Raw genomic sequence first — 10,242 nt, forward strand, 5'->3', positions numbered from 1 at the left:
GAATGCTATCTCTCCACGATTCGGCGGCACCATCTTTCGCGCCACGCGCTAACGGGAGGCGTCCAGGAGTTCCTCGAGCGACTGGTTCAACAGGTCGGGCAGCAGGTCGACGTCGCTCATCGCGTCGCGGTCGGCGTTGATCCCGAAATACAGCATGCCGTTGTACGACGTCACGCTGATCGCGAGCGCCTGGTCGTTGAGCAACGGCGGCACCGCGTAGGCCTCCAGCAGCTTGGTGCCGGCGATGTACATCTGTGACTGCGCCCCAGGGGCGTTGGTGATCAACAGGTTGAACGTCCGCTTGGAGAAACTGGGGAAGCTGGTGGCGACGCGGACGCCCATGGCGTGCAGGGTGGGCGGCGCGAAACCCGACAGGGTGATGATGGTCCTGGCGTCGACCGCGCTGGCGGCGGTCGGGTTGGACTCGGTGGCGTGGGCGATCTGCGACAGCCGCACCACGGCGTTGGGCTCACCCACCGGGAGGTCGACCAGAAACGGCGTGACCTGGCTGATCATCTGCCCCGGTCCGGTGGCGTCGAACTGATCCTCGGCGTAGACGGACAGCGGCGCCATCGCCCGCACGGTCGCGGTCGGCGACACCGGTTCCCCGCGCGACAGCAGCCAGTTGGCCAGCGCGCCGGCCACCACGGCCAGCACCACATCGTTGATGTCGCAGTCGTAGCGCGCCCGCACGGTCCGGTAATCCTCGAGGCTGGCCCGCGCGACCGTGAACCGGCGGTTGCGGGAAACGGTCGCGTTGAGCGGGCTGCTGGGCGCCGTCCCGCGCGCCACCGCCCGCGCGAGGTGCACGACGCGGCGGCCCACGTTGCGCAGCTCGCCGTGGTTGGTCACCGCCCCGGCCACAACCGACCCGACGGCCTGCAGCTGCGTGCCCGGGCCCCCCACCCACTCGCCCAGCGCGCCCAGCAGCAGCCTGGTGTTGCCGGGGTCGCGTTCCGGAACCCAGATGTCCTCGGGGAACGGCGGCGGGCGCCGCGTCCGGTCGGCGATGACGTGGCCGAGCGACAGCGCCGTCACGCCGTTGACGAGAGCCTGATGGGACTTGGTGTAAAGGGCGAGGCGGTTGCCGGCCAGGCCCTCGACGAGGTAGGCCTCCCACAACGGCCGCGACTTGTCCAACGGCCGCGCGGCGAGCCGCCCGATCAGCTCGTGCAGTTGCTCGTCGCTGCCGGGCGAGGGCAGCGCCGAGCGGCGCACGTGGTAGGTGATGTCGAAGTCGCTGTCGTCGATCCACACGGGCCTGGCCATGCCGATGACCTGGCGGACCTTCTGGCGGTAGCGCGGCACCTGCGGCAGGCGCTGCTCGATGGTTGCCAGCAGCGACTCGTAGCTCAGCCCGGCGCGCGGCCGGCGCAGGATGTACAGCGATCCGACGTACATCGGGGTGGAGGTGTTTTCCAGCCGGAAGAACGACGCGTCCGAGGGGGACAAGCGGGTCACCATTGCCGCCCCGTCCTCCTGTCATCCGTTGCCACACCGCTGTTCCCGCCCACGGTAACCGCACAACCGGCGCACAGCACGGCGCGGGTACGCGTGAGGTCGAGTTGTGCCATGATGACCGGTGTCTGCCCCTCTCCAGCAGGCTTGCCCGCCACCATTCGGTTGACTGGAGAGTGCGCATTGTCCGTTCACCCCGTCGTGCGGCCGTCCGGCCCGGACGCGTTCGCCGTGACGCCCGTCGTCGACTACGAGCCCCCGACGCGCGACGTGCCCGGGTGCCGGCGCCCGTCGGCGGTCTCGCCGCGACGGCGCGGCACCCGCGCACCGCTGCGCCGGAACGACGGGCCACCCGGTGGCCCGCCGTCCGGCGATACGAACCTCTCACCGCGGATGCGGCAGGCGGCGGTCTTCGCCGACGCGGCGCTGCGCCAGGTCCTCGAGGTCATCGACCGCCGCCGTCCCGCCGCGCAGCTGCAGCCCGTGCTCGCGCCCGGCCTGGTCGACTCGGTGCTCGCGGTGGGCCGGGCCGGCGCCGGACGTGGCGGCGCCGCCGTGCTGCGCCGGATGCGGCTACAGCCGGCGGGGCACCGCGACCCGGAGGCGGCCGCCGAGGTCTTCGGCTCCTACAGCCGCGGCAACAGGGTCCACGCGATCGCCTGCCGCGTGGAGGCGCTGCACACCGGTGGCCGGGCCCGATGGCTGGTGGTGGCGCTGCACATCGGGTGACGGCTCACGGGTTGACTCAATGCGGTGAGGCGGGCCCCTCCGGCAGCGGGCCGCCGGTGAACCGCGCCAGCACCGGGCCCGCGATCGCCATCACGAAGACGTACGACGTCGCCAGCGCGGCCACGCCGGGGATGGTCGCGCCGATCAACCCGATGATGACCAGTGAGAACTCGCCGCGGGCGATCAGCGCGGTGCCCGCACGCAGCTGGCCGCGCCGCGCCACCCCGTCGCGGTGGGCCGCGATCATCCCGGTGAGCACCTTCGTCGCCGCGGTCACGACGGCCAGCGCCAGGGCGGCCGGGAGCATCGGCAGCAGATGCTGCGGGTCGACCGACAGGCCGATCGACAGGAAGAACGTCGCGGCGAACAGGTCGCGCAACGGTCCCAGCACCTTGCGGGCCCGGTCCGCGGTATCCCCGGTCAGCGTCAACCCCACCAGGAAGGCGCCGACGGCGGCCGATGCGTGCACCGACTCGGCGAGCGCAGCCACCATCAGGGTCACCCCCAGCACCCGCAGCAGCAGTTGCTCGGAGTCGGGGTGCGTCACCAGCCGGCCGAAGTGGTGGCCCCAGCGGTAGGACGCGGTGAACGCCGCGACCAGGGCGAGGATCGCGGCGACCATGCTCGCGATCGCCACCGGCCAGGTGCCGCCGGAGGCCAGCACCGAGAACAGCGGAAGGTAGGCCGCCATCGCGAAGTCCTCGAGCACGAGCACCGACAGCACCGCCGGCGTCTCCCGGTTACCGAGCCGGCGCAGGTCTTCCAGCAGCCGCGCGATCACCCCCGACGAGGAGATGTAGGTGACCCCGGCCAGCGACAGGATGGCCACGCCGTCCAGCCCCAGCAGCCAGCCCGCCACCGCGCCCGGTGTGGCGTTGAGGACCACGTCGGCGCCGGCCGACGGCAGGTGGTGCCGCAGGCTGCTGGCGAACTCGGTCGCGGAGAACTCCAGCCCCAGGGTCAGCAGCAGCAGGACGATGCCCAGCGAGGCGGCCGTGGTGATGAACCCGCCCGCGGCGGCCACCGGCCAGATGCCGCCGTTGCCCAGCGACAGGCCGGCCACCAGGTACAGCGGTATCGGCGACAACGCGAAACGGCGCGCCAGGGCCCCCAGCACGGACAGCACTGCCAGGAGAGCGCCGAGCTGGAACAGCAGCGCCTCCGAAACCTGCACGGCTCAGCCCTTGTCGACGATTTGCTCGACCCCGGCGATGCCTTCTGCGGTGCCGATGACGATCAGGACGTCGTGGGCGCGCAGCATCTCGGCAGGACCCGGCGAGGCGAGCACCTCCTCGTTGCGCACGATCGCGACGATCGAGGCCCCGGTGCGGGTGCGTGCGTGGGTGTCGCCCAGCGGGTGGCCGGCGAACGGGCTGCCCGCCAGGATGTGGACCTGCCCCGTCTCGAGCCCGGGTATCTCGCGGGCCAGTTCGGTGAACCGCTCGGCGATCCGCGGCGCGCCGAGGATCTGGGCCATGGCCTCGGCCTCCTCGTCGGTGAGGCAGAGCAGCGGTCGCGCCTGGTCCGGGTCCTCCCGGGCGTAGACGACGACGTCGAAATCGCCGCTGCGCCGGGCGATGATGCCGATCCTGTCACCCTTGTGGTCGGTGAACTCGTACCGCAGGCCGACGCCCGGGAGCAACACCTCGTTGACATCCATACCATCGATCGTTCCAGGTCCGACCGGCGCTGCGGTAGTCCGACCGTCCGGCCCGCTATTCGGCCGTCCGCCGGGGCGGGCGCGGTTCCAGCATCGACACGCTCCTGCGGTATTCGTGGTACTGCCGCCCCAGGGCGGCGACGAGGTCGCGCTCTTCCAACCGCACCGCGGTCAGGAGGCAACCTGTGGTGGCCCCGCCAACAGCAGGCGCCCCGCCGTCATCGTGGGCGTCAGCCAGAAAGCGATGACGAAGCCCAGCATGATCGGGTGGCGCACCAGCCGGTACAGCGAACGGGCCTGAAACCCCAGTTCGGTGTGGGGCTCTGCGCGCCAGGCCAGATACACCTGCCGAAGCCCGAACAGGGCCCACAAAACCAGCCGGCCCGCCTGCGGCCGCACGTCCCAGACCACGGCCGGCATCGTGCGCCACCGCCAGTAGAGCAGCGCCAGCAGCAACGTGTCGACCAGCAACGCCCGCCCGACGGGCGCGGTGAGCCCGTGATCGACGCTGCGCGGCACGACGATGTCGCCCATGAACCCGATCGCATACTGGAAGGCCACGAGGAACATCTCGTACGCCGCGGCGCCGTAACCCAGGACCAGGTAGCGCTTCATGGACTCAGCGTCCACCGCGGCGGCGCCCCGGCAAACAGCCGGACTACCGCTTTTTCACCGATTTCGGCGGCTTGGCGCCGCGGCCCTGCTGTCGGGCGGCCGCGCGCCGCTCGCGGCGGCTGGCGCCCGCGGGCACCCCGGCGGGCGCCTTGTCCGCACCGCCGCCGCTGCGCTGCAGCTGCGCCGAACCGTCCTCCGAGGGGCCGGAATAAGTCAGCGCCGGCTGCTGCTCGTCATCGATGCCCTTGGCGTGCACCACACTTCGCGCCTCCTCGCGGGCACCGCCGGAGTCGGCCCGCTGGTCGCGCTGCTCGTCGCCGCCGCCCGAGCCCGCGCCCAGCTCGGCGAGCCCTTTCGGCGCTTCCACCGGGGCTACCTGCGGGGACGGCGCGGGCACCGCTTCCACGGCGACGTTGAACAGGAAGCCGACCGACTCCTCCTTCATGCCGTCGAGCATGGCCATGAACATGTCGTAGCCCTCGCGCTGGTACTCGACCAGCGGGTCGCGCTGCGCCATCGCCCGCAGCCCGATGCCCTCCTTGAGGTAGTCCATCTCGTAGAGGTGCTCGCGCCACTTGCGGTCGATGACGTTGAGCAGCACGTTGCGCTCCAGCTGGCGCATCGCGCCCTCGCCCGCGAGTTCCTCGAGTTCGGCTTCCCTTGCGGCGTAAGCGCGTTCGGCGTCGGCGAGCAGCTCGTCGAGCAGTTCCTCGCGGGTCAGGTCGTCACGCTCGGAGTCGGCGTCCAGGCGCATCAGCGTCGCATGGTCGATCCCGACCGGGTACAGCGTCTTCAGCGCCGTCCACAACGCCTCCAGGTCCCAGTCCTCGGCGTAACCCTCGCCCGTCGCGCCGTTGACGTAAGCGGTGACGACGTCGCGGACCATGTCGAGGGCCTGCTCCCTGAGGTTTTCGCCCTCGAGGATGCGGCGGCGCTCGGCGTAGATCACCTTGCGCTGCTGGTTCATCACTTCGTCGTACTTGAGGACGTTCTTTCTGACCTCGAAGTTCTGCTGCTCGACCTGGGTCTGCGCGCTCTTGATCGCCCGGGTGACCATCTTGGCCTCGATCGGCACGTCGTCGGGCAGGTTGAGCCGGTTGAGCATCGACTCCAGCGCCGCGCCGTTGAACCGCCGCATCAGCTCGTCACCCAGCGACAGGTAGAACCGGGACTCGCCGGGGTCGCCCTGGCGGCCGGAGCGGCCGCGCAGCTGGTTGTCGATGCGCCGGGACTCGTGCCGTTCGGTGCCCAGCACATACAGGCCGCCGGCCTCGATCACCTCGGCGGCCTCCTTTCCGGCCTCCTCCTTGACCTTGGGCAGCTCCTCGTGCCAGGCCGCCTCATACTCGTCGGGCGTCTCCACCGGGTCCAGGCCGCGCTCCCGCAGCCGCTGGTCGGTCAGGAAGTCGACGTTGCCGCCCAGCACGATGTCGGTGCCGCGACCGGCCATGTTGGTGGCGACGGTGACGCCGCCGCGGCGCCCCGCCACGGCGACGATCTGCGCCTCCTGCTCGTGGTACTTCGCGTTGAGCACGTTGTGCGGGATGCGGCGCTTGGCGAACTGGCGCGCCAGGTACTCCGAGCGCTCCACGCTGGTCGTGCCGATCAGCACCGGCTGGCCCTTCTCGTAGCGCTCGGCGACGTCGTCGACCACCGCGATGTACTTGGCTTCCTCGGTCTTGTAGATCAGGTCGGACTGGTCCGTGCGGATCATCGGCTTGTTGGTCGGGATGGGCACCACCCCGAGCTTGTAAATCTCGTGCAGCTCGGCCGCCTCGGTCTGGGCCGTGCCGGTCATGCCCGCCAGCTTGTCGTAGAGCCGGAAGTAGTTCTGCAGCGTGATGGTGGCCAGCGTCTGGTTCTCGGCCTTGATCTCGACGTGCTCCTTGGCCTCGATCGCCTGGTGCATGCCCTCGTTGTAGCGGCGGCCGTACAGCACGCGGCCGGTGAACTCGTCGACGATGAGCACCTCGCCGTCGCGGACGATGTAGTCCTTGTCGCGGTTGAACAGCTCCTTGGCCTTCAGCGCGTTGTTGAGGTAGCTGACCAGCGGCGAGTTGGCGGCCTCGTAGAGGTTGTCGATGCCCAGCTGGTCCTCGACGAACTCCACCCCCTTCTCGTGCACACCGACGGTGCGTTTGCGCAGGTCGACCTCGTAGTGCAGGTCTTTTTCCATCAGCGGCGCCAGGCGGGCGAACTCGAGGTACCAGTTGGAGGCGCCGTCGGCCGGCCCGGAGATGATCAGCGGGGTGCGGGCCTCGTCGATCAGGATGGAGTCGACCTCGTCGACGATGGCGAAGTTGTGGCCGCGCTGGACGCAGTCGTCCAGCGAATGGGCCATGTTGTCGCGCAGGTAGTCGAAGCCGAACTCGTTGTTGGTGCCGTAGGTGATGTCGGCGTGGTAGGCGACCCGGCGCTCGTCGGGGGTCATCTGGGCCAGGATCACCCCGACGTCCAGGCCCAGGAAACGGTGCACGCGGCCCATCCACTCGCTGTCGCGTTTGGCCAGGTAGTCGTTGACCGTGACGATGTGCACGCCCTTGCCGCCGATGCCGTTGAGGTAGGCCGGCAGCACCGAGGTCAGGGTCTTGCCCTCACCTGTCTTCATCTCGGCGACGTTGCCGAAGTGCAGCGCCGCCGCCCCCATCAACTGCACCTCGAAGGGGCGCTGGTCGAGCACGCGCCACGCGGCCTCGCGCGCCACCGCGAAGGCCTCGGGCAGCAGGTCGTCGAGGCTCTCCCCGTCGGCGTGCCGCTTCTTGAACTCCTCGGTCTTGGCCCTCAGCTCGGCGTCGGTGAGCTTCTCGATGTCCTCGGACAGGGTGTCGACATAGTCGGCGATCCTTTTGAGGCGCTTGACCATGCGACCTTCACCAAGGCGCAGCAACTTCGACAGCACAGCTATGTCCCCTGTGGGTTGGAGTCTTCCTGGTCTCTAAGACGCATGTCTATGAGACGCCGTCCATCCTAGGTGACACGCGGCGGCGGCCGCCCGAGCCGGATCGGGCGAGCCCGATCGGCCCGATCCGGCTCGCCTGATCCGGTCAGCTCAGTCTGATGAGGCCGTAGTCGTAGGCGTGCCGGCGGTAGACGACGCACGGCCGTTCGCTCTGCTTGTCGTGGAACAGGAAGAAGTCGTGCCCGACCAGCTCCATCTCGTACAGCGCGTCGTCGACCGTCATCGGCGTGGCCGGGTGCTCCTTGGTCCGCACGATCCGGCCCGGCTCGTGGTCGCCGGGCTGGTCGGGGGCGGCGCCGTTGCGCCCGAACGGCGGCTCCTGAGGCGCGCCGTTCAGCCGCTCGGGCGCGACCGCGGTGGCCGCGGCCAGCGAAACGGGGGTCTTGTCGCCGTAGTGGACCTTGCGCCGGTCCTTGGCGCGCCGCAAGCGGTTCTCCAGCTTGGCGACCGCGGACTCGAACGCGGAGTAGAAGCTGTCGGCGCAGGCCTCGGCCCGGCTGACCGGTCCGCGGCCCCGGGCGGTGATCTCCACGCGTTGACAGGACTTGCGCTGACGGCGGTTGGGCTCGTGTTTGAGTTCGACGTCGAAGAGGTAGATGGAGCGGTCGAACCGCTCGAGGCGGGCGAGTTTCTGGGAGACGTATACGCGGTAGTGGTCGGGAATTTCGACGTTGCGGCCCTTGAACACGACTTCGGCGCTGGCGGCCGGTTCGGCCTGGCCGTCGGTCTCCGCCGGCGGCTCGGCGAGCATCTGACTGGAATCCATGGAGAGCCTTGACATGCGTGACAATTCGTTCCCTTTCCACGTCGCACGCGCGCTGCGTGCCCTGCTTACTTAGAGGCGCGCCGACGGGGTGAGAGCGGTTCCGAATGGTTCACGCGCAGGCTGCCCGCCGGTGCAAGGTGCCGAATACTCACCCCCTTCGCCAGTGGGGTCGCAACCTGGGACGTACGACCAGTGCGGCATGACCGTTAGGTCATTGCATGTTGTCCTCGACGTTAGCTCGTGTTCGCCTTGGGACGCCACTGATTTCGCCGACCCGTTGCGGGTTCTTCACAACCTCTTGGCACGCGCACGGTCTGACTCCGGTTTCACGCCGCCGCGATCGCGAGGACCGCGGTGACCCGCACCCCCGCGGCGTGCAGGGTCCGCACCGACTCGCGGGCCGTCGCGCCGGTGGTGACGACGTCGTCGACCACCATCACCTCGGTTCCCGGTCGCCCGGCGAGCGCGCCGCCGCGCAGCAGCACCCGCCCGGCGATGTTGCGCTCGCGGGCCGCGGTGCCCAGGCCCGCCGAGTCGCGGGCCAGCGCCCTGATCCGCAGGGCCTGCGCGACCGTGACGTCGGGGTGCCCCGCCACGGCGGCCCTGGCCAGGCGGGTGACCGGATCGCCGCCGCGGCGGCGGGCCGCCGAGCGCCGCGTGGGCGCGGGCACGATCGTCAGCGGGGTCTCGACGATCCCCCAGGCCAGCAGCCGGTGCACGCCGAGCGCCAGGGCGCGCGCCAGCGGCGCGACGAGGTCGCCGCGGCCGCGCTCCTTGACCGCGAGGATCGCCTGACGGCGGGCACCGGCGTAGCGGCCCAGCGCGAACACCGGCACCTGGGGGTCGACGCGCGGGGTGACGACGTGGGGCTGGTCGGCGGCCACCGACAGCTCGCGGCCGCAGGCGTCACACCAGCGGGTCGCCGGCGCCCCGCAACCGCCGCACTCCAGCGGCAGGATGAGGTCGAGCACACGCGCAGTGTCGCGCACGGGACCGACAAGCCCCCCGCTTCGCGCCGAGATCGACGTCTTGCAGGCGATCACTCGCACTTTCGCGGGCAAACGTCGACTTCGGTGGCTCGCCTGGCTCATGTACGGTCGCGGACGTGTCGCTCGCTGAGGTCCGCTCCCAGATCGATCAGATCGACGAGCACATCGTCAGGCTCTTGGCCACGCGCCAAAAGCTGGTCAAAGAGGCCGCGCTTTACAAAACCGGATATCGTTGGCGATCTTGTGGATCTCGTCTTCGTCTTCGTCGGTGAGAATTTCCCAGACTTCTTTGATACCCGTCATGGGGTCACAGATGCGGGACAACAGATCGAGGATCGCCGCATGAACCCGGTCGATCTTGTCGGCGTAATCATTCAGCTGAGCCGCGATCGAACTGTTGCAAAACACTGGCGGCGCTGCGGTGAGCGTCCGTGAACGCCGCTGCAATCGCCGGTCCTTCCGGCATCTGCTGGGCTTCAACGATGCCCATGGGCCCTGCCGCGCCTATTATCTCGCTGACCTCGAAATTCGTTCCGGCGCTGATCCAGGCCGCCGCTGCGGTAGTTTCGCTGAATCACCGCTCGGCCAGATCATCCCGATATACGGAGCCACCCAGCCCCACCCCGCCGGGGCGCCGGTGCCGGTTCCGGCCGCCGACGGCGTTGAACCCCTCGCCACGGACCCGGTAGGCCTGGGTACCCGCAGCGGCTCCCCGCGCCCGGATACGTCTGGCATCGCCTCGGCCATCGAGTAGTTGTGCGCGGACATCCGCACACCGTCGCCGATGCTGCATAACCCGTTCCGGGTTACGGCCATCGCCGCCAACACCTTCGCCGCCGAATTGTCGTAGCCGCGCCCGAATGCGGTGGCAGCCGGATCGCTGCGCGCCGTTCCCTCGCATCCGGAAAGCACCCCGGCAAGACCGGATGTCACCGACCACAAACCCTCACCCACCGAGATCACCGCAGAACCGGCACCATCCAGCGCGGCGGGATCAACTCCCAGCGGTGCCATCAGGGCACCGCGCCCAACTTGTTCCGCAATGCCTCACCACCCTCGCCAGCGC

8 protein-coding genes and 2 pseudogenes are annotated in these 10,242 nt (G+C 69.8%); 2 read left to right on the plus strand and 8 right to left on the minus strand.

The annotated features are described in order from the left end of the window. Window positions 1–48: 48 nt before the first annotated feature. Window positions 49–1,464, minus strand: coding sequence for a WS/DGAT/MGAT family O-acyltransferase (locus AB8998_RS23635; protein ID WP_369740085.1), 1,416 nt, complete (start codon window positions 1,462–1,464; stop codon window positions 49–51). 177 nt (window positions 1,465–1,641) lie between these two features. Between AB8998_RS23635 and AB8998_RS23640 the strand changes: the two genes are divergently transcribed. Continuing rightward, entirely contained in the window at window positions 1,642–2,187 is a 546-nt protein-coding gene (locus tag AB8998_RS23640) for an Rv3235 family protein (protein ID WP_369740087.1), read from the plus strand. Between the two features lie 16 nt (window positions 2,188–2,203). Here the strand turns inward: AB8998_RS23640 and AB8998_RS23645 are convergent, their stop codons facing one another. From AB8998_RS23645 to AB8998_RS23670, 6 genes and pseudogenes are all read right to left on the minus strand, one after another. Continuing rightward, on the minus strand, window positions 2,204–3,361 hold the full coding sequence (locus AB8998_RS23645) for a cation:proton antiporter (protein WP_369740089.1): 1,158 nt from the start codon (window positions 3,359–3,361) through the stop codon (window positions 2,204–2,206). Window positions 3,362–3,364: 3 nt separating this feature from the next. Beyond that, window positions 3,365–3,847 carry a cation:proton antiporter regulatory subunit gene (locus tag AB8998_RS23650; protein WP_369740091.1) on the minus strand — a complete coding sequence of 161 codons (483 nt, stop codon included), beginning with the start codon at window positions 3,845–3,847 and terminating at the stop codon, window positions 3,365–3,367. 55 nt (window positions 3,848–3,902) lie between these two features. Continuing rightward, window positions 3,903–4,462 (minus strand): annotated as a pseudogene (locus AB8998_RS23655) (methyltransferase family protein). A gap of 43 nt (window positions 4,463–4,505) precedes the next feature. Beyond that, window positions 4,506–7,361 (minus strand): preprotein translocase subunit SecA, encoded by a 2,856-nt coding sequence (secA, locus tag AB8998_RS23660; protein ID WP_369740093.1) that lies wholly within the window; start codon window positions 7,359–7,361, stop codon window positions 4,506–4,508. Window positions 7,362–7,506: 145 nt separating this feature from the next. Further along, on the minus strand, window positions 7,507–8,187 hold the full coding sequence (gene hpf / locus AB8998_RS23665) for a ribosome hibernation-promoting factor, HPF/YfiA family (protein WP_369740095.1): 681 nt from the start codon (window positions 8,185–8,187) through the stop codon (window positions 7,507–7,509). Between the two features lie 326 nt (window positions 8,188–8,513). Then, window positions 8,514–9,158, minus strand: coding sequence for a ComF family protein (locus tag AB8998_RS23670; RefSeq protein ID WP_369740097.1), 645 nt, complete (start codon window positions 9,156–9,158; stop codon window positions 8,514–8,516). Window positions 9,159–9,292: 134 nt separating this feature from the next. On the opposite strand from AB8998_RS23670, the gene AB8998_RS23675 reads away from it, so the two are divergent. Continuing rightward, entirely contained in the window at window positions 9,293–9,448 is a 156-nt protein-coding gene (locus AB8998_RS23675; RefSeq protein ID WP_369740099.1) for a chorismate mutase, read from the plus strand. On the opposite strand, the pseudogene AB8998_RS23680 reads toward AB8998_RS23675, so the two are convergent. Further along, a pseudogene (locus AB8998_RS23680) lies at window positions 9,399–10,190 on the minus strand (hypothetical protein); the annotation flags it as partial. The gene AB8998_RS23675 and the pseudogene AB8998_RS23680 overlap by 50 nt on opposite strands. Between the last annotated feature and the right edge of the window lie 52 nt (window positions 10,191–10,242).

Origin of the sequence: Mycobacterium sp. HUMS_12744610, assembly GCF_041206865.1 — a bacterium.
Lineage (GTDB): Bacteria > Actinomycetota > Actinomycetes > Mycobacteriales > Mycobacteriaceae > Mycobacterium > Mycobacterium servetii.

Coding starts and splice junctions, on each gene's coding strand:
- AB8998_RS23635 (WP_369740085.1), bottom strand. CDS start 1,464: ATGGTGACCCGCTTGTCCCCCTCGGACGCGTCGTTCTTCCGGCTGGAA.
- AB8998_RS23650 (WP_369740091.1), bottom strand. CDS start 3,847: ATGGATGTCAACGAGGTGTTGCTCCCGGGCGTCGGCCTGCGGTACGAG.
- hpf (WP_369740095.1), bottom strand. CDS start 8,187: ATGGATTCCAGTCAGATGCTCGCCGAGCCGCCGGCGGAGACCGACGGC.